Annotated in this window: 26 protein-coding genes; 15 read left to right on the plus strand and 11 right to left on the minus strand. The window is 41.9% G+C overall.

Annotated elements, in window-relative coordinates; all coding sequences use genetic code 11:
• The first annotated feature begins 6 nt into the window (after positions 1-6).
• Positions 7-912: a UDP-N-acetylmuramate dehydrogenase gene (gene murB, locus EFB00_RS08845; protein WP_206423471.1), complete on the plus strand. Its 906-nt coding sequence runs from the start codon at positions 7-9 to the stop codon at positions 910-912.
• 72 nt (positions 913-984) lie between these two features.
• On the opposite strand, the gene EFB00_RS08850 is transcribed toward murB, so the two are convergent.
• Genes EFB00_RS08850 through EFB00_RS08865 form a run of 4 tightly spaced genes read right to left on the minus strand, consistent with a single transcriptional unit; the run spans position 985 to position 3,931 of the window.
• Positions 985-1,632 (minus strand): ECF transporter S component, encoded by a 648-nt coding sequence (locus tag EFB00_RS08850; RefSeq protein WP_122646464.1) that lies wholly within the window; start codon positions 1,630-1,632, stop codon positions 985-987.
• 3 nt (positions 1,633-1,635) lie between these two features.
• Positions 1,636-2,190, minus strand: a complete 555-nt coding sequence (coaC, locus tag EFB00_RS08855) for a phosphopantothenoylcysteine decarboxylase (protein ID WP_122646465.1) — start codon at positions 2,188-2,190, stop codon at positions 1,636-1,638.
• Positions 2,187-2,942 (minus strand): phosphopantothenate--cysteine ligase, encoded by a 756-nt coding sequence (locus EFB00_RS08860; RefSeq protein ID WP_122646466.1) that lies wholly within the window; start codon positions 2,940-2,942, stop codon positions 2,187-2,189. Before EFB00_RS08860 ends, coaC begins: the two co-directional genes overlap by 4 nt.
• Positions 2,939-3,931, minus strand: a complete 993-nt coding sequence (locus tag EFB00_RS08865; RefSeq protein WP_420889755.1) for an acrylyl-CoA reductase family protein — start codon at positions 3,929-3,931, stop codon at positions 2,939-2,941. Before EFB00_RS08865 ends, EFB00_RS08860 begins: the two co-directional genes overlap by 4 nt.
• Before the next feature lie 259 nt (positions 3,932-4,190).
• Between EFB00_RS08865 and EFB00_RS08870 the strand changes: the two genes are divergently transcribed.
• From EFB00_RS08870 to EFB00_RS08890, 5 genes are read left to right on the plus strand one after another with little or no spacing between them, the layout of a single operon-like run.
• Positions 4,191-4,733, plus strand: coding sequence for a helix-turn-helix domain-containing protein (locus EFB00_RS08870; protein ID WP_122646468.1), 543 nt, complete (start codon positions 4,191-4,193; stop codon positions 4,731-4,733).
• Between the two features lie 17 nt (positions 4,734-4,750).
• On the plus strand, positions 4,751-5,833 hold the full coding sequence (locus EFB00_RS08875; protein ID WP_122646469.1) for an ABC transporter ATP-binding protein: 1,083 nt from the start codon (positions 4,751-4,753) through the stop codon (positions 5,831-5,833).
• A 12-nt stretch (positions 5,834-5,845) separates the two neighbouring features.
• Entirely contained in the window at positions 5,846-6,655 is an 810-nt protein-coding gene (locus EFB00_RS08880) for an ABC transporter permease (RefSeq protein WP_122646470.1), read from the plus strand.
• The gene (locus EFB00_RS08885) at positions 6,652-7,485 is read left to right on the plus strand and encodes an ABC transporter permease (RefSeq protein WP_122646471.1); all 834 of its coding nucleotides are present in this window, start codon (positions 6,652-6,654) and stop codon (positions 7,483-7,485) included. The genes EFB00_RS08880 and EFB00_RS08885 overlap by 4 nt, the downstream gene beginning before the upstream one ends.
• Positions 7,482-8,555 (plus strand): ABC transporter substrate-binding protein, encoded by a 1,074-nt coding sequence (locus EFB00_RS08890; protein ID WP_122646472.1) that lies wholly within the window; start codon positions 7,482-7,484, stop codon positions 8,553-8,555. The genes EFB00_RS08885 and EFB00_RS08890 overlap by 4 nt, the downstream gene beginning before the upstream one ends.
• A gap of 245 nt (positions 8,556-8,800) precedes the next feature.
• On the opposite strand, the gene EFB00_RS13540 is transcribed toward EFB00_RS08890, so the two are convergent.
• The 5 genes from EFB00_RS13540 to EFB00_RS08910 all read right to left on the minus strand — a co-directional run bounded on the left by EFB00_RS13540 (position 8,801) and on the right by EFB00_RS08910 (position 14,698).
• Positions 8,801-9,709 (minus strand): IS3 family transposase, encoded by a 909-nt coding sequence (locus EFB00_RS13540; RefSeq protein ID WP_206423472.1) that lies wholly within the window; start codon positions 9,707-9,709, stop codon positions 8,801-8,803.
• Positions 9,700-10,383: a helix-turn-helix domain-containing protein gene (locus EFB00_RS13545; RefSeq protein ID WP_206423473.1), complete on the minus strand. Its 684-nt coding sequence runs from the start codon at positions 10,381-10,383 to the stop codon at positions 9,700-9,702. Before EFB00_RS13545 ends, EFB00_RS13540 begins: the two co-directional genes overlap by 10 nt.
• Before the next feature lie 143 nt (positions 10,384-10,526).
• Positions 10,527-11,639 (minus strand): alanine dehydrogenase, encoded by a 1,113-nt coding sequence (gene ald / locus EFB00_RS08900; protein ID WP_122646473.1) that lies wholly within the window; start codon positions 11,637-11,639, stop codon positions 10,527-10,529.
• Between the two features lie 171 nt (positions 11,640-11,810).
• Positions 11,811-12,479, minus strand: coding sequence for a C39 family peptidase (locus EFB00_RS08905; RefSeq protein ID WP_122646474.1), 669 nt, complete (start codon positions 12,477-12,479; stop codon positions 11,811-11,813).
• A gap of 281 nt (positions 12,480-12,760) precedes the next feature.
• Complete coding sequence (locus tag EFB00_RS08910; protein ID WP_122646475.1) at positions 12,761-14,698, minus strand: ABC-F family ATP-binding cassette domain-containing protein; 1,938 nt, start codon at positions 14,696-14,698, stop codon at positions 12,761-12,763.
• 231 nt (positions 14,699-14,929) lie between these two features.
• Here EFB00_RS08910 and EFB00_RS08915 point away from each other — a divergent pair, with 231 nt between their 5' ends.
• On the plus strand, positions 14,930-15,583 hold the full coding sequence (locus EFB00_RS08915) for a redox-sensing transcriptional repressor Rex (protein WP_122646476.1): 654 nt from the start codon (positions 14,930-14,932) through the stop codon (positions 15,581-15,583).
• Between the two features lie 104 nt (positions 15,584-15,687).
• Here EFB00_RS08915 and EFB00_RS08920 read toward each other — a convergent pair whose 3' ends face one another.
• On the minus strand, positions 15,688-16,032 hold the full coding sequence (locus tag EFB00_RS08920; protein ID WP_122646477.1) for a thioredoxin family protein: 345 nt from the start codon (positions 16,030-16,032) through the stop codon (positions 15,688-15,690).
• A gap of 200 nt (positions 16,033-16,232) precedes the next feature.
• On the opposite strand from EFB00_RS08920, the gene EFB00_RS08925 reads away from it, so the two are divergent.
• From EFB00_RS08925 to EFB00_RS08960, 8 genes are all read left to right on the plus strand, one after another.
• Positions 16,233-17,153, plus strand: coding sequence for a permease (locus tag EFB00_RS08925; protein ID WP_122646478.1), 921 nt, complete (start codon positions 16,233-16,235; stop codon positions 17,151-17,153).
• Between the two features lie 11 nt (positions 17,154-17,164).
• The gene (locus tag EFB00_RS08930; RefSeq protein ID WP_122646479.1) at positions 17,165-18,001 is read left to right on the plus strand and encodes a TIGR03943 family putative permease subunit; all 837 of its coding nucleotides are present in this window, start codon (positions 17,165-17,167) and stop codon (positions 17,999-18,001) included.
• Between the two features lie 100 nt (positions 18,002-18,101).
• Entirely contained in the window at positions 18,102-19,994 is a 1,893-nt protein-coding gene (asnB, locus tag EFB00_RS08935) for an asparagine synthase (glutamine-hydrolyzing) (RefSeq protein ID WP_122646480.1), read from the plus strand.
• Between the two features lie 209 nt (positions 19,995-20,203).
• Positions 20,204-21,382: a bifunctional glutamate N-acetyltransferase/amino-acid acetyltransferase ArgJ gene (gene argJ / locus EFB00_RS08940; protein ID WP_122646481.1), complete on the plus strand. Its 1,179-nt coding sequence runs from the start codon at positions 20,204-20,206 to the stop codon at positions 21,380-21,382.
• Between the two features lie 14 nt (positions 21,383-21,396).
• On the plus strand, positions 21,397-22,524 hold the full coding sequence (locus EFB00_RS08945) for an acetylornithine transaminase (protein ID WP_206423474.1): 1,128 nt from the start codon (positions 21,397-21,399) through the stop codon (positions 22,522-22,524).
• A gap of 155 nt (positions 22,525-22,679) precedes the next feature.
• A complete protein-coding gene (locus EFB00_RS08950) occupies positions 22,680-22,946 on the plus strand; it encodes an IreB family regulatory phosphoprotein (RefSeq protein WP_122646483.1) in 267 nt (88 codons plus the stop codon).
• The gene (gene ruvX, locus EFB00_RS08955) at positions 22,946-23,377 is read left to right on the plus strand and encodes a Holliday junction resolvase RuvX (protein WP_122646484.1); all 432 of its coding nucleotides are present in this window, start codon (positions 22,946-22,948) and stop codon (positions 23,375-23,377) included. The genes EFB00_RS08950 and ruvX overlap by 1 nt, the downstream gene beginning before the upstream one ends.
• Positions 23,378-23,400: 23 nt before the next feature.
• Complete coding sequence (locus tag EFB00_RS08960; RefSeq protein ID WP_122646485.1) at positions 23,401-23,718, plus strand: DUF1292 domain-containing protein; 318 nt, start codon at positions 23,401-23,403, stop codon at positions 23,716-23,718.
• A gap of 209 nt (positions 23,719-23,927) precedes the next feature.
• Here EFB00_RS08960 and EFB00_RS08965 read toward each other — a convergent pair whose 3' ends face one another.
• The gene (locus tag EFB00_RS08965; RefSeq protein WP_122646486.1) at positions 23,928-24,833 is read right to left on the minus strand and encodes an AraC family transcriptional regulator; all 906 of its coding nucleotides are present in this window, start codon (positions 24,831-24,833) and stop codon (positions 23,928-23,930) included.
• Positions 24,834-24,948 lie beyond the last annotated feature (115 nt).

The following is a 24,948-nucleotide window of genomic DNA, read 5'->3' on the forward strand; positions in this document are numbered from 1 at the left end:
TCTTTCGTGAATAAGGAAAAAATCGTTGGTGTGTTTCCAGAGATCACACTTTTAGTTGATGAACCATTGATGAATTACACATTTACCAAAACCGGCGGCCCGGCAGATGTTTTAGCTTTTCCAAAGACAGCAGCAGAAACGGAAAAATTGATCGCTTATTGCCGGGAAGAAGCGATCCCATGGCTTGTATTGGGAAATGCCAGTAACCTGATCGTACGAGACGGCGGTATCCGTGGTCTAGTCATTATGCTTTCTTTGATGAATCAAATCACTGTTACCGACACATTGGTGGAAGCCGATGCGGGCGCTAAATTGATCGATACTACCTATGCAGCATTGCAAGAATCGTTGACCGGTTTTGAATTTGCCTGCGGGATCCCCGGCAGTGTCGGCGGCGCGGTATTCATGAATGCCGGCGCTTATGGCGGTGAGATCAAAGATATTCTTGCCTCATGTGATGTATTGATGGCAGACGGCAAGATCCGCACCTTTACTAATGAAGAAATGGCCTTTTCTTACCGTCACAGCAAGATCCAAGAGATCAACGGAATCATTTTGAAAGCTCGTTTCCAATTAGCTGAAGGAAATCAAGAAAAAATCAAAGCCCGAATGGATGAGCTAACAGAATTGCGGCAATTGAAACAACCATTGGAATATCCGTCTTGCGGCAGTGTTTTCAAACGTCCGGAAGGTCATTTCACTGGAAAATTGATCCAAGATGCAGGATTGCAAGGATTGAAGTGGGGCGGCGCGCAGATTTCTGAAAAGCATGCCGGCTTCATCGTCAATATCGATCACGCCACAGCTACAGATTATGTAGAATTGATCGCTCATATCCAACAAGTGATCAAAGAAAAATTTGATGTGAACTTGGAAACAGAAGTCCGTATCATCGGAGAAGAAGTAAGATAAAAAAACACGCCTATTAAAGTCAGATTCTGCGAAGGAAGCAGAAACCTTTAATAGGCGTGTTTTTCATTAAAATCAATAAAGATCTGTACGATTTTTTTTCAACAAACGCAATAACACAGTGCCGACAGCGGCAGTTACGAGGGCCGCAACGATCGCTTCAGGCACGCCATTTGTTAAAATGACCCCTAAAATCGCAGTGTATACTGCAGAACCTGCTTCACCGATCAACTGACCATAAGCATTTTTAAATAAAAAGTAAATCAGATTCATAACCAAGATCGTATTCGTCATAGAACCGGCGACGCCTGCGACCATCAACGAAACGGTATTGGCTTTGTTTTTCAGCAGCTTGCGACAGCCTTTGTAAACGAAATAAGGAACGATACCGATCAAGATCCGCGGAACTAAAACAACGATCAACGCCCGCCAGCTTCCATGATCAGTGCCGATGATAGGGATAAACGGCGAAAAGACAAACGAAAGGGCGCTTGGACGAACGGTGGCATTGATCAAACTGATGATCCCAAATGAACCGCCAAGAAAGCCGCCTAGTTTAGGGCCTAATAAAATCGAACCAATGATCACAGGAATGTGCATTGTGGTCACATTCAACGGACCAATAGGAATGAAGCCTAAAAAGGGGATTGCACCCATGAAAATCAAAATACCTAGAAAAATCGCAGTCAATACCAAATCAAATGTACTCAAATTTTTTTTCATATCCTACTCCTTCGTTGCTAAAGCTGCTTCTGCTTGTTTGATGATCTCCTCTACAGTTGCTAATGCCCCGCGTCCAAAATCACCGCAAGCCAGCAAAGCTTCTCTTGGTTTTATTTCTTTATAACCGATGTTCTTTAAAGTTGCAAGATTTTTTTCTACGATAGGATTTTGATACATATACGTGTTCATTGCCGGAGCGATCAATTTTGGTACTTCGCTTTTCAGCGCGATAGCAACTGTCGTTACGATGTCGTCAGCGATCCCATTGGCTAGTTTACCGATGACATTAGCGGTAGCCGGCGCCATCAAGAAAAGATCCGCCGCCTTTGCCAATTCGATATGATTGATCGATTCCGGGATGCGCTCTTGCATCACATCAGTATGGACCATCCGCTTTGTCAGTGACTGCAATGTCAAAGGGGTGATAAATTTCGTGCTGCTTTGCGTCATCAATACATCCACCGCGTAACCGCGTTTTGTCAATTCGTTTGCGATATCGGCGGCTTTATAGGCGGAAATACTGCCAGATATGCCTAATAGAACATGCTTTTGTCTCATTTTCTTTCCTCCATCCGTTTCAATAAGGTCGATGCGATCATTTCCGCGATGGCTGGTTTTGTCTCGGCTTTTTGAGTATGGCCGTTTGCATCTACTAAATAACCGATATGCTGTGTGGCTGTGATGTTTTCCAGATCATTTGCCAATACATAATCGGCATGATTTTTTTTGATATTTTCTTGCGCCACTTGCAGCAATTCTTCTTTTGTAACGCCTACCAATAATTTAAATCCTACTAGTAACGTGTCCGGCTGGATCTTTTTGATCGTTTGAATGACTTTGGGTGTCTGTTTCAAGACCAAAAAAAGTTGTTCCGTTTGAGAAGAAATCTTTTTCTCCGTTGTCGCCAAATTTTGGAAGATTTGTTGTAATCGTTCTTTGTCCATCAATCTCTGCGGCTGTTTTTCCAATTCGTCGTTCAGTGCCGTAAGGAATACTTCCTGGGAGATACTGACTTCGGGCGTAAAGTCGCTGACAGCCATGCTGTGGATCACGGCATCATAAGTTTGTGTCTGCAGCAGATTTGTTAAAACCGATAGTAAATCAGCCGTCGAGGTGATGGTATGCAACATCAAATTCTCTGCGGTTGGCGGTTTTACCGCAGCTGCAGTAGTAACATAGTCGATCGTTACAGGATAGGAAAGAAAAGCCCGTGCGATCTCTGCGCCTAATTTTCCGCTGGAATGGTTGGTAATGGCGCGGACTTCATCGATTTTTTCAGAAGTTCCGCCAGCTGTGATCAAGATTCTCATTTTTTCACCTGCATATCGATAATCGTTCTGCCTTGGTGGGTACCGTCTAACAGCGACTGGATCGTATCAAGGACTTGTTCCAAGGAAATCTCATGGAAATTCAACCGAGAAGCGACATTTAAATCTGTTGCCAAACGTGCCCACATTTTTTTTCTTGGTTCCATCGGTACATTGACAGAATCGATGCCGATCAGTTGGATCCCCCGTAAAATAAATGGCAAGACAGTTGTTTCTAACTGTATTCCGCCAGCATTGCCGCATAAAGCAGCTGTGCCGCCGTAAGCAAGCTGCGGCAACAAGCCAGCCAATAAATCACCGCCGACTGTATCGATCAATGCATCGATCTGTTGTTTACCCAACGGTCTTTTTTTGTCAGGCAGCAGTTCTTCAGGAGCGACTACGCGACTAGCGCCTAATTCTTTCAGCCAAGAATGAGCATCCGGTTTGCGGGAAATCGCCACGATCTCTTGATAACCCAGTTGTTTGAGCATCGCGATACTGCAGCTGCCGACACCGCCGCTGGCTCCTGTGACGAAGATGCGGGCTGTTTTTTCTACGCCGTGCTGTTCCAAGGCTTGAACCGCCAGTCCAGCGGTAAAACCTGCGGTACCTAAGATCATCGCCTCTTTTTCTGATAATCCTTCAGGAAGAGGAACGAGCCATTCTCCCGGTACCCGTTGAAATTCGCTGAAGCCGCCGGGATGGGAAACTCCCAGACCATAGCCGGTCAGCAACACTTTTTCTCCCGGAGCATACTGCGGATGACTGCTTTCTACGACCTCTCCTGCAAGATCGATTCCGGGAGTCAATGGATATGAGCGCAACACACCGCTTTTAGCAACAGTTGCTAAAGCGTCCTTGTAATTGACATCAGAATAATTGATTTTGACTAAAACATCGCCTTCAGGAAGTGCTGAAAAAGTCTGAGAGACAAATTGGCTATGTACTTCCGGCTGGTCTTTGACGATGAGAGCTGTAAATTCTTTCAACGAAATGAAACTCCTTTCAAAATTTTCTTTTATCATACCACAATCTTGTCTTTCTTGCGTTTGTTTAATGTCTAAAAGACGGTTAGAAAGAACGTTTTCAGAAAAACAAAATTTTTACAAGAAAAACGAGTATTTACAGAGAAAATACTTGTCTTTTTAGAAAAAGTTCGTATACTTTATAAGGTGGTAGTAAACAGAGAGTTTACTATTAGCAAACTTGAACAGAAAATTTATCAGAAGATTTTTTGGAGGCAGTACCATGGAGATCGGCGAGAAACTGCGTAACTTGCGGGTGCAGAAAAACTTAACACAAGAAGAACTAGGTGAGCGGACAGATTTGTCGAAAGGCTATATTTCACAATTAGAACGTGATCTCAGCTCACCGTCGATGGAAACATTTTTTTCTATTCTAGAAGTTTTAGGTGTGACACCGGAAGAATTTTTTCGTCAAGATTTAGTCGATCAGCAGATCGTCTATACGAAAGAGGACAGTACGATTTATTACGATGAAGAAAACGGCTATGAATTGAAATGGCTGATCCCGGACTCCAATGAAAAAGAGATGGAGCCGGTCTTATTGACCTTCGATCAGGCGGGAGAATACAAAACTTTCGAGCCGTCGCTGTCAGAAACCTTTATTTATGTCCTTGATGGCCGTATCACATTGACGCTGGGCGAAAATGTTTATACAGCAAAAAAAGGGCAAGCCATCTACTATCAAGCCACCGAACCTCATCAGTTGAAAAATCAAGCCAACGGTAAAAGCCGGATCTTGATTGTTGCGACAGATTCTTATCTATAAATTAGGAGTGTGAAAAAGTGAAACCAATTATTTCATTCAAAAATGTAGTGAAACAATATGACGAAGATACGGTCTTGAAAAATGTCAGTTTTGAGATTGAAGAAGGAAAATTTTATACATTGTTAGGACCTTCCGGCTGTGGTAAAACCACAATCTTGCGGATCATCGCCGGATTTACAGAAGCAACACAAGGAGATGTCTTTTTTGATGGTGTGCGGATCAATGATGTGCCCGCCAACAAGCGTCAAGTCAATACTGTCTTTCAGGATTATGCGTTGTTTCCTCATATGAATGTTTTTGAAAATGTAGCATTTGGCCTGCGAATCAAAAAAATGCCTAAAGATCAGATCGCACAAAAAGTTTCGCAAGCGTTGCGAATGGTCCAATTGGAAGGCTACGAAAAACGCGAGATCAGTGAAATGTCTGGTGGACAGCGGCAACGTGTAGCGATCGCTCGGGCCATCGTTAACGAGCCGAAAGTCTTATTGCTGGATGAGCCGTTATCAGCATTGGATCTGAAGTTGCGGACCGACATGCAATATGAGCTGCGGGAATTGCAACAGCGCTTAGGGATCACATTTATTTTTGTTACTCACGATCAGGAAGAAGCTTTGGCGATGAGCGATGAAATCTTTGTCATGAACAAAGGGAAGATCGTTCAAAGCGGAACCCCGGTAGATATTTATGACGAACCTATCAATCATTTCGTGGCTGACTTTGTCGGTGAAAGCAATATCGTCGACGGTACGATGATCGAAGACAACTTGGTGGAATTTGTCGGCAAACGGTTTGAATGTGTGGACGGCGGGATGCGCCCTAATGAACCGGTGGAAGTTGTGATCCGTCCAGAAGACCTTTCGCTGACTTCTGCGGAAAAAGGCAAATTAGTGGTGAAAGTAGACACACAATTATTCCGAGGCGTCCATTACGAGATCATTTGTTACGATGAACAAGGCAATGAATGGATGGTCCATTCTACTCGTAAAGCCGTCGAAGGCAGCCGTATCGGATTATATTTTGAACCGGAAGACATCCATGTCATGCGTTTCAATGAATCAGAAAAAGATTTCGATGCCCGCTTAGAAAGCTATGAAGAGTAGGAGGGAATACAAATGACAAAAATGCGTCGGCTTTACTCTGTTCCTTACTTTATCTGGCTGCTGCTGTTTGTGATCGCGCCGGTCTTATTGATTATCTATCAATCATTTTTTGATACCAATGGGGCTTTCACATTGGCCAATTATCAGAACTATCTTACTTCCGGCAAGTATCTGACGATGACGTTGAATTCTGTATGGTATGCATTCTTAATTACTTTATTGACCTTATTGATCAGTTACCCGACAGCCTATTTTTTGACAAAATTGAAGCATAAAGATTTGTGGCTTTTGCTGATCATCTTGCCGACTTGGGTCAACTTATTGCTGAAAGCTTACGCGTTTATCGGGATCTTCGGCATCCACGGCGGGATCAATCAATTTATCGGATTGTTTGGTTTGGCACCGCAGCAGATCTTGTTTACTGATACCAGTTTCCTGATCGTTGCTATGTATATCGAGCTTCCGTTTATGATCATGCCGATCTTTAACGCATTGGAGGAAATGAATCCTTCCTTGATCAGTGCCAGTCGTGATCTTGGCGCCAATAACTTTGAAACATTCCGTCGGGTGATCTTTCCACTATCACTGAATGGCGTGAAAAGCGGTGTGCAGGCAGTCTTTATCCCGTCACTTTCTTTATTCATGCTGACACGTCTGATTGGCGGAAATCGCGTCATCACTTTAGGGACCGCTATTGAACAGCATTTCCTAGTCACTCAAAACTGGGGGATGGGTTCGACGATCGGTGTCGTATTGATCGTAGCGATGTTCCTTGTGATGATCCTGACCGGCGAAAAACGCAAAGGGGGGCATAAAAAATGAAAATCAAATGGTCGCATCTATACTTGGCGTTCGTCTTTTTGCTGCTGTATATCCCTATTTTTTATTTGATCTTTTATTCATTTAATGAAGGTGGAACCATGAATGCTTTCACTGGATTCACTTGGGAACACTATCAAGCAGTTTTCGCTGATACCCGTCTGATCATCATCGTGTTGAATACCTTTATGCTGGCGTTTTTATCCGCACTGATCGCAACGGTGATCGGTACATTCGGTGCGATGGGCATTTACTATACAAAGAAACGCTATCTGCGGACCGCATTGTTAAGTGCGAATAATATTTTGCTGGTTTCACCGGACGTTATCATCGGTGCCAGCTTTCTGATCTTCTTTACCATGATCGGCAGCGTCTTTCGCGGATTCAATCTGGGCTTTGGCAGCGTGCTGCTGTCTCATATCGCATTTAGTATTCCTATCGTTGTTCTGATGGTCTTGCCTAAGCTGCAAGAAATGAACGATTCGATGGTGGATGCCGCTCGCGATCTGGGAGCGAATAATCTGCAAGTAGTCAAAAGCATCATCTTGCCATTTTTATCACCAGGGATCATTGCCGGTTATTTTATGGCCTTTACCTATTCGCTGGATGATTTTGCCGTGACCTTTTTCGTTACCGGTAACGGATTCTCTACATTGTCCGTTGAGATCTATTCCCGCGCGCGGCAAGGAATCAGTTTGGAAATCAACGCATTAAGTACGTTGGTATTTCTTTTCTCACTGGTTCTCGTTGTAGGCTATTACTTTATCAGTAAAGAAAATCGCTCGCCGAAAATACGTAAAAACCGCAAAGTGGAGGTGCCGGAAATTCGATGAAAAAATTACAATCATTAGTCATTGGTATTCTGGCGATCATTCTCGTGCTGGTTTTTTCTGTCCGGCAATTAGAAAAATCTACTGGCATGGCAGGTGCCAAAGTCGTCAACATCTATAATTGGGGCGACTATATCGATCCAGAATTGATCAATAAGTTTGAAAAAGAATATGGTTACAAAGTCAATTACGATACCTTCGATTCCAACGAAGCAATGTTCACAAAGGTCCAACAAGGCGGTACCGCCTATGATATCGCGGTGCCAAGTGAATATATGATTGAAAAAATGATCGAGGAAAAGTTACTGCTGCCTCTTGATCATAAAAAGATCAAAGGCTTATCTGCTATCGATGAACGCTTTTTGAATCTTAGTTTCGATCCAGGCAATCAATACTCGATTCCATACTTCTGGGGGACATTGGGGATCGTTTATAACGATAAATTCGTCAAAGCCGACGAGATCACTTCTTGGAATGATCTATGGCGTCCGGAATTAAAAGACAAGATCATGGTGATCGACGGTGCTCGTGAATTTATCGGATTAGGTTTGAACTCGTTAGGTTATTCTTTAAACAGCAAGAACGATCAACAGCTGAAAGAAGCCTTTGAAAAACTGAAAAAAATGACACCGAATATCAAGGCCATTGTGGCAGATGAAATCAAAATGTATATGGCCAACGAAGAAAGTGCCGTAGCGGTGACCTTTTCCGGGGAAGCCGCGGACATGATGTGGGAGAATGAACATTTGCACTATGTTCTGCCTTCGGAAGGTTCAAATCTGTGGTTCGATAATATCGTTATCCCTAAAACCGCAAAAAATGTCCAAGGAGCATATGATTTCATCAACTTTATGCTGGAACCTGAAAATGCCGCCCAAAATGCGGAATATATCGGTTATTCTACACCGAACAAAGAAGCGAAGGCGCTTCTGCCAAAAGAAATCAGCAGTGATCCACAATTCTATCCTTCTGATGAAGAACTGACTCATATGGAGGTTTATGAAAATCTAGGGTCGAAATATCTGGAATATTATAATGATCTGTTTTTGGAATTGAAGATGTATCGTCGTTAATAATAACTACAAAAGTCCAAAAAAATACAAGAAATCCGAATGCTAAAAGACTCCTGATCGTCACATTGATTGGCTCCCCGTCAAGTGGACACGGAAATATAATAAAATTTTTAGAGAGCTGTTTGCTAATTTTGTGGCAAACAGTTCTTTTGTTTTTCATTGTTTAAACTTCAACTGCGCTCGGTTGACGTATCCCTTAGATGTACGAAATAAAGGACATTTCACACATCTAAGAGATACGATTATTAAGCTACCATTAAAAGCTGTTGGTGAACTTGTAATGGAGTTTTGGATTTCAAGCATCGTTGATAACGACCATTGTTATAGTAGTTGATGTAATCTTCGATCATCGATACGAGATCTTCGCGTCTTGTAAATTTACGACGATAGTATTTTTCACGTTTCAATGTTCCCCAGAATCCTTCCATTGGTCCATTATCAATACAATGGGCAACACGAGACATGCTTTGTTTCATCCCTTGATTTTTGATTTTAGTTCTCATGTTTTTACTGGTGTACTGAAACCCTCGATCGCTATGGAATAGCGGATGAGCCTCAGGCTCAAGTCGAATCGCTTCGTCAAAGGTATCAAAAACCAACTTATTATCATTTCTATCGCTAATGATGAAAGAGACAATACGCCGATCTGCTAAGTCTAGAATGGCACTAAGGTAAATTTTCTTTACTTGGTTTCCTAGAGTGTACTTGAATTCACTGACATCAGTTAGCCATTTTTCATTTGGTTTATCTGCATGGAAATTTCTATTTAGATAGTTCTTGGCAATATGATAAGGATTACTGGAAGCTTTAGTAATTCCGTTTGGATGGTGTTTGACGGTAGATTTAATTTGAAGACTACGACAAATCCGCAATACTCTTTTGTCATTGACGTGCAAACCAAAGTCTTGAACCAAATCGTCGCGGATTCTCCGATACCCCTTGTCGTTATCTGCTTCATAGATATATCTTACTAGGTCTGCCAGGTGCTCGTTAAAGATAGTTTGAGCTGATTTTGGTTGCTTTAACCAACGGTAATACGCTGATCTGGAGACGTGTAAAAAATCACACATTAATTTTATCGAATAATTTTTGAGATTATGAAGTTCCTTAATTGCTTGGTATTCAAAGATATGACGGATGAGGTCTAGTCCCACTTCCTTTCTAACTCCCTGACTTTTTTTAAGAGGTCATTTTCCATTTCTAACCGTTTGATTTTGCGTTCTTGTTCAGCCAGTTGATCACGCATTTCTTCTTCAGGTGTCCGACTGGGTTTTGTTCCAGCTCGATGTCCTCGGCGATCTTTTAGGCCGGCTTCGCCCATTTCCTCATATTTTAGTACCCAATTACGTACCTGTTGGTACGATACCTGATACTTGGTAGCCGTTTTGCCATAGTTATGATCATGCACAATACAATAATGGACAATTTCCACCCGTTTTTTGAAGGTTGTTTTTCTTGATTGACTCATTTGACTTCCACCGCTTCCTGTTTTGAAGTTTCCATGAGTATTATATATCTTTATCCAATCTCGTAGTTGTTTAGACTGTCTTAGTCCGTATTTCTTAGTAATTTCCGACAGACTCCCTAAACCATTTAGGTAATCATTTACAGCCTGAATCTTTGTTTCAATTGTATAGTGTGTATTCTTCCGTCTTGCTAATAAGCCAGTAGGACCCCCATTCTCATAAAGCATAATCCAGTTCCTTAAAGCAGCCCAACTAATGTCTGCAGTGCGAGCTAGGCTGGTCATACTGTCTTCACCATTCAAATAGCTCTCTACTAGTTCTACTCGTTTTTCTGGAGTGAGTTTCATCTTTCTTTTTGGCATACAAAATACCCCCTATACAGGACTTTTATATTTCAGTGTCCTATATAGGGGGAGCATATCACATATCGTGAAAATCAGTGGGCAGTCTTCTGGCGTTCGGATTTTTCTGTTGAGCTATTGATAATAGTATTTTTTTGCCCTGTTTATTTGATCAATTCATTTAATGGCGTATACGCAAGTTCCAAATCTTTAGCGACTGCCTGCAATGTCAGCTTGCCATCATAAGTATTGACGGCATTTGCTAATGCGGCATGGTTTTCAAACACCTCAAGAAGTGGTGAATCGGCTAATAAACGAGCGTAATAAATCGTCGCATTGCTAAGTGCATATGTAGCGGTTTGGGGAACTGATCCGGGCATATTAGCGACAGCATAATGAATGACATTTTCACGGATATAGGTAGGATCATCGTGGGTAGCTACTTGATCGCCGGTTTCAAAGATTCCTCCTTGATCGATAGCGATATCGACGATCACTGATTTTTCAGGCATTTTTTCTACCATATGTCGAGTTACTAAAGTAGGCGCCTTGTGACCTGGAAGCAGGACCGCTCCGATCACTAAATCAGCAGTCTGTAAACTTTCTTCGATATTCAGCGAGCTGGAAAAAAGGGTCTGGACTTGCCCTTGAAATTGCGCGTCAAGTTCTTTCAATCGTGACAGGTCAACATCTAAGATCGTAACTTGCGCTCCCAGACCCAATGCGATTTTTGCGGCATTCGTACCGGCAACACCGCCGCCGATAATTACTACATGTCCGCGTCTAACGCCCGGCACACCACCTAGCAAGATTCCTTTCCCGCCATTTGAACGTTCTAAAAGCTGTGCCCCGATTTGTGCTGCCATACGACCGGCAATTTCACTCATAGGGGCGAGAAGCGGTAATGAACCGTCGGATAGCTGGACATTCTCATAAGCGATCCCGGTAACACCTTTGGCTACCAGTTCCTGTGTCAGCTCTTTATTAGCGGCTAAATGCAAATAAGTGAATAAGATCAATCCGGGACGGAAATACTGATATTCTTCCGGCAGCGGTTCTTTGACTTTGATCACTAAGTCTGCTGCCCAAGCTTCTGATGCAGAGACCAGCTGGGCACCAACTGCTTGGTACTTTTCGTCAGGAATCCCTGAACCTTCTCCGGCGCCTTTTTCCACCAAGACTGTGTGACCGGCATGGATCAATTCATCCACTCCTGTTGGCGGCAAAGCAACACGGTTCTCGTTATTTTTGATTTCTTTTAAGATTCCTATTTTCATAGAACCCCCCCTTAACCGTTTTATTTTATTATACATTAATTAAAACGCTTTCCAAAGCAGAGACTCTGTTGTAAATTGAAAAATGAACGGTCGCGACAGAAAATTGAAGAATTGTCGCGATCGTTCATCTATTCGTTTTATTTGTTGGAAGTAAAGGAGCTGGTGTTGGCATCAATTCGTGAATGTCCAATAATGGATCGCTTGATTTTGGATTTCTTCCGTTGAAAAATTTTGTTTGAAATGATTTTTCTCAGGATCATCATTAGGATCAAGTACACGAATTTCTGTGCCTGTCATTCTAGCTAAAACCAAGATATGTCCACCATCGGTAAAATCTCCGGCAGTCACAGATGCGATAACGGGGATATCTTGTTCCAGATAACTTTGAGCTTTTTGAAAATCGTTGCCTAAATCATGGTAAGTCAGCTGATACTGGTTGGCGAAATCAGGAAAAATACTCCAAGCAGTTCCCGCACCTTCAACGAAGTACCGATTTTGTGCCCATGAAAAGATTTCCTGCGGATCGATGGTTGTTTGCCGCCAATGAGACAATACCATACTTAACGACAAAAGGGCGCAGCCGTTATGGGCAATATCATTTTCTTCACCGGTACCGTAAGCAAGATCTTTCCACCGTTCATCTGTTTGCAGCAGCAACGGTGTCTTGAATCCTTCATCATCTAAGTGCTGATTCGCGTTCTTACTGAAAGTTTCTTGGGAAATCTGAGAGAAGGAAAATGATTCTTGATGGCTGAACAAAAAGGCGCTCGCCAGTATAAGAAAGAACCCAATCAAAATCAAGAAAGGATGGCGCTGTTTGCGTTGTTTACGTTTAGCCATTCTTTATCACCTCATTTTTGTATTCATCTATCATTAAAACTCATATCATAAAAAATTACCTCGGTCTAAAGGTGGAAAGATGGTTAAAATGTAGATTGATAAAATAATTGTTTAAGTTAACAGGAGTGGAATGGTTGGTAAGCTTTAAGAACAATTATCTAAAAATAAAACAGCGCAATGCTAGTGGATCATTTCAAAAAAATCCAACATTGTGCTGTTTTTATTTATACTTGTTTTAGCATTCAACCATTTTTTAACATCAATCAATAACTGACGTGTAATCAGCTTTCTTCAATTTCTTCCAATTCCAAGCTGAAATCTTCCCATTGGGTCAAAAGCTCTTCCTGTTTTTGGCGGGCTTGTTCCAATTCAGTATTCATTTCATTCAATCGAACATGGTCATCCAATACTTCAGGAGAAGCCATCGCTTGTTCCAATTGAGCGATCTTTTCATCTAATTCAGCCATTTGTTCTTCAACTTCTGCAATCTTTCGTTTTAGGTTTCGCAGGAGTTTTTGACTTTCTTTGGTTTGCTGGAAGGAGCGCTTGCCGGTGGAAATACTTTTTTCAGCAGTTTCTTCTGCTAAAAGCGCGGCAATTTCGGCTTCTTCTTTTTTCTTTTCTAAATAATAATCATAATCTCCTAAAAACAGACGGCTGCCGTCTTTGGACAATTCGATGACTTTCGTAGCGATCCGATTGATGAAATAGCGGTCATGGGAAACAAAAAGCAAGGTACCTTCGTAATCAATCAGCGCATTTTCCAAGACTTCTTTGTTGTCGATATCCAAATGGTTGGTAGGTTCGTCCAAAATCAAGAAATTTTCACGGTTCATCGATAATTTGGCCAGCGCGACACGGGCTTTTTCACCGCCGCTCAATAATGCAATGGGTTTGTCCACGTCTTCTCCGGAAAATAAAAAGCCGCCTAAAACATTGCGGATCTCGACTTCCGGAGTAGTAGGATGTTCATCCCATAGTTCTTGCAAGATCGTTTTATTCGTATTCAGTTCAGCTTGCCCTTGGTCATAATAACCGATAGAAACATTCGCTCCTAAATGCGGCGTATCTTTAAGAAAAGGCAATTTACCGATCAGTGATTTCAATAATGTCGATTTGCCGATACCGTTCGGTCCTACTAATGCGATAGCATCTTTGCGGCGGACATCCAGATCGATCGGTGCTGCCAGTACTTCGCCGTCAGAATAACCGATGGCGGCGTCTTCCAACTGCAAGACCACATTGCCGGAAACTTTATCGATATCAAACAGAAAATGAGCAGATTTTTCTTTGCCTTGCGGGCGGTCCAACCGTTCCATTTTTTCCAGTTGTTTGCGTCGGCTTTGCGCGCGTTTTGTCGTTGATGCCCGTACTAGATTTTTAGCGACGAAATCTTCCAATTTATTGATTTCCTGCTGTTGTTTCTCGTAGGCTTTCCATTCGCTAGTCAGCTGTTCAGCTTTCAATTCAAGATAGCGGCTGTAATTTCCTTTATAATGGCGCATTTTTTGGCGGCTGAGTTCGTAGACTTCATTGGCGACTTTGTCTAAAAAATAACGGTCATGGGAAACAATCAGCAGCGCGCCGGAATACCCTTGCAAATAATTTTCCAGCCAAGCCAATGTATCGATATCTAAATGGTTCGTCGGTTCATCCAGGATCAAGATATCAGGATGCTGTAAAAGCATGCGGGCTAAAGCTAGTCGTGTTTTTTGACCGCCGGAGAGGGTAGCGATGGGCTGTGCATAAAAAGATTCGTCAAATTGAAATCCATGGAGGACAGAGCGAATCTCATTTTCATAGCCATAACCGTTTTTATCGGAAAATTCATGTTGCAGATGATCGTATTCTTTTAACAAACTGTCGTAACCGGCATCTTCAGGGGATGCTTGGCTGATATTGATCTCTAATTCACGCATACGGGCTTCCATTTGACGGACGGCGTCAAAGGCTTTCAGCATTTCGTTCCAAACTGTCTCATCAGAATCCAAACCAGTATCTTGAGCTAAATAACCCAATGTCGCGTTTTTATTCTTAGCGATCGTTCCTCGATCCGGTGCTTCGATTCCAGCCAAGATTTTCAATAGTGTGGATTTACCGGCACCGTTTCTGCCAACGAGAGCGATGCGAGAATGAGAGTCGATTTCTAGATGGATATTTTCAAATAAGACCTCCGCCCCAAATAGGCGAGCGATCTGATTAGCTTGTAGTAAAATCATAGGCTCCTCTTTCCTAACTTTGTATCAAAAACATTGTGAAAATGTTGATATGTCGTTATTTGTTTCATCATGTGCTAGTCTATCACATTTTAAAGTCCGGCGCGAGTAGGTCCAATTGTTAAAATCAGATAAAAATTCACAAATAGTGAGCACTTAAATTGCAATTACTTCATGGTTCCTGTTATGATGTGTTTCGTTAAAAGTGAAAAATTCACAAACGGAGGTCATATCGTGAAAGAACACAACATTCCTAAAGCTACTGCCAAACGGTTGCCATTATATTATCGCTATTTACGAATCTTAAATAATGCTGGAAAGAAAAAAGTTTCTTCTACAGAATTGAGTGAAGCAGTACAAGTCGACAGCGCAACGATTCGCCGTGATTTTTCTTACTTCGGTGAATTAGGAAAACGCGGATACGGCTACGATGTCGAAGATCTGATGAACTTCTTTGCCAGAACCCTTAATGACGACCACATGACGAATGTGGCATTAGTAGGTGTCGGAAATCTCGGCAGCGCGCTGTTGAAATACAAATTCCATCAAAGCAACAGTATCCGTGTAAGTGCGGCGTTTGACGTGAACGAAGAAATCGTCGGACGGATTGTAGACGGTATCCCCGTTTACCCAATGGAAGATATGGCGGAACAAATCAAGATCCAACAGATCGAGATCGCCATTTTGACAGTTCCAGCTGAACATTCTCAAAGTATTGTCAATCAATTAGTCGATTTCGGAATCAAAGGGATCTTGAACTTTACACCGGCGCGCTTGAACGCACCAAAAGATGTCTTGATCCAAAATGTTGATCTAACCAATGAGTTGCAGACATTGATCTATTTCCTTCATTCTGGTCATGTCATGGAAACCGATAGCGAAGAATAAGAACTTTTGCTTACAAATAAAAACACCGCAGATGTTTGTGCCGACTGCAAAATCAGATGAAATGATCTGGATTTTGCGGCAGGCTCAATTTTCTGCGGTATTTTTTATTTGAACAGTTCGTCATAATCGACCGTTCCGGAAATATTTGAATAGTTTTCCACAAGCTCTTCCAATTTATGGAAATCAATGAAGCGTGCTTCACGGTGGACTTCCTTTTGATCTACATAAAGCAAAACTGCTGGAGCGGTCAGTACTTGGAATTCGCCGGCGACTTCAGGTATCTCTGCAGCATCGGCGTGGATGATAGGGACTTTTGTATCGAATCGCTCTACCAATTGTGGTTTGACAGAAACACAGACACTGCAATTCGGCATAGAAATATAGACGATAGCAATCGATTCATCAGCGATTTTTTGGCGAACGTCTTCGATTGTTGCTGCGTGATACATGACAGCACCTCCTCCACCTAAAGATACGAGGGGAAAAATAAAAAGTCAATTTTTCTGTTTTCAAGCAAGGAAAAATAAAAATTCATAGCAGATTTTCATTCCCGCTTCTTAAAGAGATTGATAAATTTACAAATAGCGCTTGTTTCTGGAAATTTACAAGGGTATAGTAAAACGCGAAAATAAAAATAAGGAGGAAGTATATGTTTGATCATCTTCCTAATTCTGTTTTACAGATGAGCATGATTTTTTTATCCATCGTGATCGAAGCCTTTCCGTTCGTTCTGCTGGGCTGTATCATATCCGGCGCGCTGTTCGTCTTTTTGACACCGGAACGCGTCAATAAATTCTTACCTAAAAATAAATTTGCTTCTATTTTGGTTGGCTGTTTTTTAGGGGTATTTTTCCCATCTTGTGAGTGTGGGATCGTACCGATCGTCAACCAGTTCGTAAAAAAAGACGTTCCTGAGCATACAGCGTTTGCGTTTATGCTGACGGCGCCTATCGTGAATCCAATCGTGATTTTTTCAACATTTATCGCCTTTGGAAATTCTGCCCGTTATGCGTTTTTGCGAGTGATTGGCAGTATTTTTGTGGCGATCGTTATCGGAACCTGGCTGGCGTATATCAACAAAAAACCGATCTTGAAAGCTTCTGCTTTCCAAACAGATCATGACCATCACCATCAGGGCCATGAAGAACATGACGGTCCGCAGAAAAAACCTGCTTTTTTGCAGCAAGTCAAAAGTATGCTTTATCACAGTGTGGACGAGTTTTTTGATACCGGTCGTTACTTGATGATCGGCGGATTGTTGGCGGCATTGATGCAGACGTATCTGCCGACTGGCGTGATGTTGACATTAGGCAGCAATAAAATTTTAGCAGTCTTAGTGATGTTGGTATTGGCAGTGACGATGTCATTGTGCTCAGAAGCAGACGCTTTTATCGGCTCTTCATTGTTGAGCCTGTTTGGTGCCGGTCCAGTCGTTGGCTTTCTTGTTTTTGGGCCAATGGTAGATATTAAAAATCTTTTGATGATGAACCGCTATTTTAACGGCAGATTCATCGTATCGATGGTTGCCATCATCATGCTGTGCGTGACTGGCTACGCATTGTTGGTATAGGAGGGGACAGTATGCTGCGATTTTTGATTCTATCAGGATATTTTGAATTAATGATGTATTTGCAAGTCAGCGGCAAATTAGATCAATTCATCAATGTCCATTATCGTTATTTAGCAATCATCTCGATGATCTTATCTTTATTACTGGCATTAGTCCAATTGTTCCGCTGGGTAAAAAACGATCAAGAAGAGCACGATCATCATGGTGCAGATCATGACCACGGATTGAAAAAACCTCATCAGCGGGCGATCGCTTATATTTTACTGGCGCTGCCTATCATGGTAGGTCTGCTGTTTCCGACAGTCAGTCTGGATACGACGATCGTACAGGCAAAAGGATTTCAATTTCCCGTCAGTCAAGAATCCGTCGGGGATCCAGAGGTGCAGACACAATATCTACAGCCGAATACCAGTCTGTATTACAATAAATCAGATTATCAAAAGCAGATGGACAAACTGATGAAAAAATATAGCAAAGATGGTGTTTTGCAGATCACCGATGAAAATTATCTTGATGTCATGGAATTGATCTACAATTATCCAAGCGAATTTCTCGGTCGCAAGATCATTTATCAAGGTTTTATTTATCACGCGAAACAAGACGCAGCTGAAAACAATTTCGTCTTTCGCTTTGGCATCATCCACTGTGTCGCAGATTCCGGCGTCTTTGGTCTGTTGGTTCATTTACCAAAAGGCGTTACAGTAAAAAATGACGAGTGGGTCCGTGTCGAAGGGACGATCGGCACAGATTTTTATCAACCGCTAAAACGGGAGCTGCCAACCGTTGCTGCTGCAAAAGTAGTAAAAATCAGCGCACCAAAAAATCAATATGTCTATCACTCCTTTTAATATTCAGCCGCAAGTTTTTGTCTGCTGAAACAAAAAAAGAAGTATGCTATACTGAAAAAGTTGTAGTAAGGAAAAGGCAATATGTGAAAGAGGGAAGAATATGTGTGGAATCGTAGGCTTTATCAATCATGCCGATATTGAACAAAAGAATAAAACAATCAAAGAAATGATGGATACGATCATCCATCGCGGACCAAACAGTTCTGGACAGCATGTGGATGAAGGAGCTGCCTTAGGTTTTCGCCGTTTAAGTATCATCGATTTAGAAGGCGGAACACAACCGATCTATAACGAAGACGGAAAATTAGTGATCACTTTCAATGGTGAGATTTATAATTATCAAGCGATCAGAGAAGATTTGATCGCTAAAGGACATGTGTTTACCACACATGCCGATACGGAAGTATTGCTTCACGGATATGAAGAATATGGTGTTGAGCTGCTGCAAAAGATTCGCGGGATGTTCGCGTTCGTTATTTGGGACGCTGAAAAACAAGAATTATTCGGCGCGCGGGATCATTTTGGGATCAAACCCCTTTATTATACACAAATGAACGGAACATTCATGTACGGTTCAGAAATCAAGAGCTTTTTGAAACACCCTGATTTTGTTAAAGAATTGAACAAAGAAGCATTGAAACCTTATATGACTTTCCAATATTCAGCACTTGATGAAACATTTTTCAAAAATGTCTATCGTATCAAAGAAGGCCATTATTTTATTTATAAAGATGGAAAGTTGACGATCGAACAATATTGGGACGTAAAAGAAAAAGAAACCAATTTAACATTGGAAGAAACAGTGGATCTGATCGATGAAACCGTTGTGGAATCCATCAATGCCCACCGAATCGCTGATGTTGAAGTAGGTGCCTTTCTTTCATCCGGTGTCGATTCAAGTTACGTGACATCTGTCTTGCGTCCGGAACATTCTTATTCGATCGGTTTTGGTGACAAAACTTACAACGAATCAGTAGAAGCGAAAAAACTTACTGATATGATCGGATTGAACAACACTGCACGAGTGGTTACCGGGGAAGAAGCGTTTGAATATTTCCCGATCATCCAATATCATTTGGATGAACCAGATTCTAATCCTTCTTGTGTACCATTGTATTTCTTAGCAGAATTAGCCAGCCGGGATGTACGGGTGGTCTTGAGTGGTGAAGGCGCTGATGAATTATTTGCCGGCTATCAAGCTTATGGGATGAATAGTCATTCCAAAGTGGTCAAAGTCGTAGCTGAAGGATTGAAGAAGTTGCCAAAAGGAATGCGTTATAAATTGGCAAAAGGCTTTAAAGGAAAAACGTTCCATGGTGCGCTTCATCTATATACATCATTGGCACCAGCAGAAGAATTTTTCATCGGCCAAGCGAAAGTCTTTGAAGAATCTGAAGCGGTGGATATTTTGCAACCGACTTACCAAGGAAGTCCTTCTGTCAAAGAAATCGTCGATGTCCATTATCAAAAAGTCCAAGATATGTCTGAGATCAAAAAGATGCAATACTTGGATATGCACCAGTGGATGCCGAAAGATATCTTGTTGAAAGCCGATAAATTGTCGATGGCCAGTTCATTGGAATTACGGGTTCCTCTATTGGACAAAGAATTGATGAAAGTTTCTGAACAAGTCCCAACCAAATACTTGATCAATTCTAAAAATACGAAATATGCTTTCCGCCAAGCAGCAGCACGTCACTTACCAGAAGAATGGTACAATCGGGAAAAATTAGGTTTTCCAGTACCGATCAAAGACTGGTTGCGAGAAGAAAAATACTATAAATTGGTGCGTAATCTGTTTGAACAAGATTTCGTTTCTGAATTTTTCCAACAAGACGCGATCTTGAAAATGCTGGATGACAACTATACAGGAAAGAATGATGCTCGCCGCAAAATCTGGACGATCTTTACATTCCTGACTTGGTATGATGTCTACTTCCTGCATGACGGCAGCAAACCTGAAGTAAGAGAATTGGCAACAAGTACTATTTAATCTAAAAATCAAAGCCGTGAGATAAGTCACGCTGATATACCGCTATGTATGTCTGCAAAAACGACAAAATCATTTTTGCAGATACGGCCGTGTTGTAAGAACAACGGTGACATAGCTGAGTAGTTAGCTTGAAAGACGTATCTCACGGTCTTTTTTTATACAGCATTTTATCGGCAGTTATGGTTTAATGAAAGAGAGGGGGAAACGAGATGAAAGAACTTCGATTGCCACAAGGTTTTTATGCTGGTGGGATCCGCGGCGGATTGAAAGAAAAAAATCTGGATATCGGTTTTGTTTTTTCCCATGTTGTATGTCAAGCTGCGGGTGTTTTTACACAAAATCAACTAGCGGCGGCGCCAGTCCAGCTTTCTCGACAAGTGCTGCAAGATGGCCGCTTGCAAGGAATTATTGTAAATTCCGGCAATGCTAATGCCGTGACAGGACAGCAGGGAATCGCAGACGCGCAAAAGATGCAGCTGCTGTTTGCAAAGATTGCCGGAGTCTCGCCAGAGCTGATCGCTGTCAGTTCTACAGGAATCATAGGTCGTCAATTGCCGATGGAGAAAATTGAAAAGGCTATCATAAAATTAGATGTCCGCGAAAAAAATCTTGCGGATTTTGAGCAGGCGATCATGACTACCGATACCCAAAAGAAAGCTGCCAGCGCTACACTTCAAATCGATAATAAGCAGATCCAGATCACAGGGATTGTCAAAGGTTCTGGGATGATCCATCCAAATATGGGTACGATGTTAGCATTTATTCTGACGGATGCAGAGATTCCAGCGGATCGATTATCCTTCTTATTGAAACAAGCTGTCGATAACAGTTTTAATCAAGTGACCGTCGACGGTGAAGCTTCCACTAACGACAGCTGCTATTTGATGGCAAACGGTGCGTCAGGTGTCGTATTGGAACCGGATTCTGTGGAAGAACACCAGTTTTATGCGGCTCTTGAACAGATTATGATCCAAATGGCGAAGCAAGTCGCTCAAGATGGTGAAGGGGCTACAAAACTTTTAGAAGTCCAAATCTTAGGTGCTCCTTCCTTGCAAATGGCGCGTGTGATCGCTAAGGAAATTGCGGGATCAATGCTGGTAAAAACAGCGATGTTCGGTGCAGATCCCAACTGGGGGCGAATTATGTCTGCAGCAGGCAATGGAGGATTTCCGCTTGAATCCAAAAAAATCAACTTGAAAATCGGTGCGCACACTGTTTTAAAAGAAGGTACACTTAGCGTTTATGATGAAAACAAGCTGCGCCAATATCTGCAAGGTTCCATGGTCGTCATCACCGTCGATCTGCAAGATGGCCACGAACAAGCAACTGCTTGGGGCTGTGATCTAAGTTATGAGTATATAAAAATCAATGGACTTTACCATGCTTAGTTAGGAGGATGAACATGACTAATCTATTTCCGAATTATGCTCGCAAAGATTTTGAAATCGTTGAAGGTGTCGGCAGTTATTTGACAGACGACCAAGACCGACGCTATTTGGATTTTACCAGCGGGATCGGTGTCGTCAATTTGGGATACGGCAATGAGGCTGTGGAGGACGCCTTGATCAGACAGGCGAAACGTTTGATGCACACCCCGAATCTTTATCAAAATCAACTCCAAGAAACTGTTGCCCATGTTTTGGGAAAAGAAAATTATTCTGCCTATTTTTGTAATAGCGGTGCTGAAGCAATCGAAGCCGCGATCAAACTAGCTCGTAAAACTACCAATCGATCGAAAATCATTACCTTTGTTCAATCCTTTCACGGTCGAACTTATGGAGCCATGAGCGCCACAGGTCAAGCGGCGGTCCATCAAGGATTTGCTCCTCTTGTACCGGATTTTGTTTATGTGGATTACAACGATAGGGATGGGATCGACCAGCAGATGGATCAAAATACAGCCGCAGTCATAGTAGAAGTCATCCAAGGAGAAGGCGGGATCATTTTAGCGGAGAAAGAGTGGCTGCAAGAGATCGAAAAACGTTGCCGTGAAACCGGAAGTCTGCTGATCATAGACGAGATCCAAACTGGTATGGGACGGACTGGCAGTCTCTATGCTTTCCAACAAATGGATATTGAACCGGATATCTTTACTTTGGCGAAAGGTTTAGGCAATGGTTTTCCAGTCGGTGCGATGCTTGGCAAACAGGAACTAGGAAAACACTTTGGTCCCGGCAGTCACGGCACAACATTCGGCGGCAATAAAATGGCGATGGCAGTCGCGGCGGAAGTCGTTCGTCAAATCGATCAATCCGAATTTTTGGAAGACGTTCAGAAAAAAGGAACATATCTGTTAGAAGCATTGAAAAAGATCGATTCGTCAAAAATCAAAGAGGTCCGCGGCAGAGGACTGATGATCGGTATCGAATTGCAGCAAGAATTTTCTGTTGAAGATATTATAAAAGATTTGGAAAAAGCCGGCTTGCTGACTTTAAAAGCCGGGCAAAATGTGTTACGCTTATTGCCACCATTGACGATCTCAATGAAGGAAATCGATGAAGGAATCGAAAAAATTAAAAAAGTTTTTTAAATTGATTTTTCAAAATTTTTTCACAAAAAAAATTCACATTTTATGGTAGGATATAAATAAGAATATTTACAGCAAAAAAACATTTGTTTGTAGTTTCTATCCATATTTAGTAAAATAGCACTTGGATAGAGGCACATAGAAAGAGGTGTAGAAAATTGGGTTATACAGATGAAACGGTACGTTTTGATTTTGATGATAGCAGAAAAAAAGAAGTGAGCGAGACACTGGCGATCGTGTATCGTGCCTTGGAAGAAAAAGGGTACAATCCAATCAATCAAATCGTGGGTTATCTGCTTTCTGGAGACCCGGCCTACATTCCTCGTTATCGAGACGCCCGTAATTTGATTCGTCGCCATGAGCGCGATGAAATTTTAGAAGTATTGATTCGCTATTATCTAGGGAATCACGGGATCAGTTTATAATGAGAATCATGGGATTAGACGTCGGCTCCAAAACGGTTGGGATCGCTGTCAGCGACCCCATGGGCTGGACTGCACAGGGTGTAGAGATCATTCGGATCAATGAAGAAAATGGCGAGTTTGGTTTTGAACGTTTAGGTGAATTAGTCGCTGAATATGAGGTGACTCAATTTGTCGTCGGACTGCCAAAAAACATGAACAATTCGATCGGACCGCGGGCGGAAGCTTCGATGGCTTACGGCGCAAAGATCGCTGAATTGTTTGATCTTCCCGTTGCTTATCAGGATGAACGATTGACGACAGTACAAGCAGAACGAATGTTGGTAGAACAAGCTAACACTTCCAGAGCCAAGAGAAAAAAAGTTATCGACAAATTAGCGGCAGTGATGATCTTGCAAAATTATTTGGATGGCGCAAGCAAGAATCTGCTATAAATGCAAAGAAAAGAGGAATTTAAATGACTGAACATACCCACGATCACAACCATGATCATGACCACGAAGGACATGAACACATCACATTGGTAGACGATCAAGGCAATGAAACACTTTATGAGATCCTTTTGACCGTTGACGGCCAAGAAGAATTCGGACGTAATTACGTGCTGCTTTATCCAGCCGGCGCATCAGAAGATGAAGACGTTGAATTGCAAGCCTATGCCTATATCGAAAACGAAGACGGCACAGAAGGCGAATTGCAACAAATCGAAACCGAAGCTGAATGGGACATGATCGAAGAAGTTTTCAACACATTCATGGCGGAAGAAGAAGAATAGTCTTAAAATGATGGCTGAACCCTTGAGAATAAGGGTTCAGCTTTTTTTTCGTTGAATACGAGAAGGATCACGAACACTATCATCGGCTTTGCTGACTAAAAACGTAGGAACTATAGGATAGAGTGGGATAAATAAGAGAAGCCGCTGCAAGTTTATTTCTTTGCTTGCAGCGGCTTCTCTTAATAGATACATGTCATTCTCTCAAAAAATCAGGTCGTCCAGGAAACTGCTGTTTGTTTTTCCAATTGTTTTTTCAAGGTATCTAAAGAAATATCTTTGAAATTTTCATTTCTCATCCGTTTACGATAGTTTGTCGCCGTCTCTCCGGTACTTTTTTTGAACATACGGCTAAATACGACTAAACTGTTGAATCCTACTTGATAAGCAATGCTTTCTACAGAGTCATTAGTTAGAGAAAGGAGAAACGCTCCCCGGTTGATCCGTACACCGATCAAATATTCTTTGATGCTTGTTCCCATATAATTGCTGAACACACGTGATAAATGACTGCGGTTGACAGATAAGTGCTGGGCGATTTCTTCAACTGATAAGTTTTCCGCATAATGTTCTTCGATATATTTGACGGTTTCAACAGCTAAAGAGGAATGGACCTTTGGGATACCGCCGCTGATCTTGCCGCCATCTTTTAAAAGAACCGCTAAAAAACGATAGGTCAATGCAGTTAATTGCAGTTCACTTTCTAGATTCTCTTCGGTCTCTTTCATACATTCCACAATAATATCGACATATTTTTGTATATTAGAAGAAATCATCGTATATTGGTCTTCTTTGAAAAGTGAGCGCCGAATGATTTCTTCCGCAGCTGAGCCGCCAAAAGAAAGCCAGCAATACATCCACGGGTCTTCTCCGTCTGCCAAGTAAAAGTTTGAATCGCCAGGACGGATCAAGAACAGATCACCTTTTTTTAATTGGAATTGTTGGTTTTTTACATGATAAGAGCCTTTGCCTTCCATAACGATATGCAAAATATAGTTGTTTCGGATTGCAGGACCAAAAGAATGAAAGGGCATTGTTTTAGAGAACCCGCAAAAGTCAAAGTATAATTCTTTTTCCAATTGTTGCGGCTCTTTTTTTAAGAAAATCGATTGTTCCATATATATCACTCCTTCTTTAGTATAATGCAACAAAAAGTTAAATAAAAGTCACAGAAGGATATTAAAAAGAAAAGGACTTCTTGTTAAATTTAAGTCATTAAAAGATATGCGTTAT

This window comes from Enterococcus mediterraneensis (genome assembly GCF_900604485.1).
Lineage (GTDB): Bacteria > Bacillota > Bacilli > Lactobacillales > Enterococcaceae > Enterococcus_C > Enterococcus_C mediterraneensis.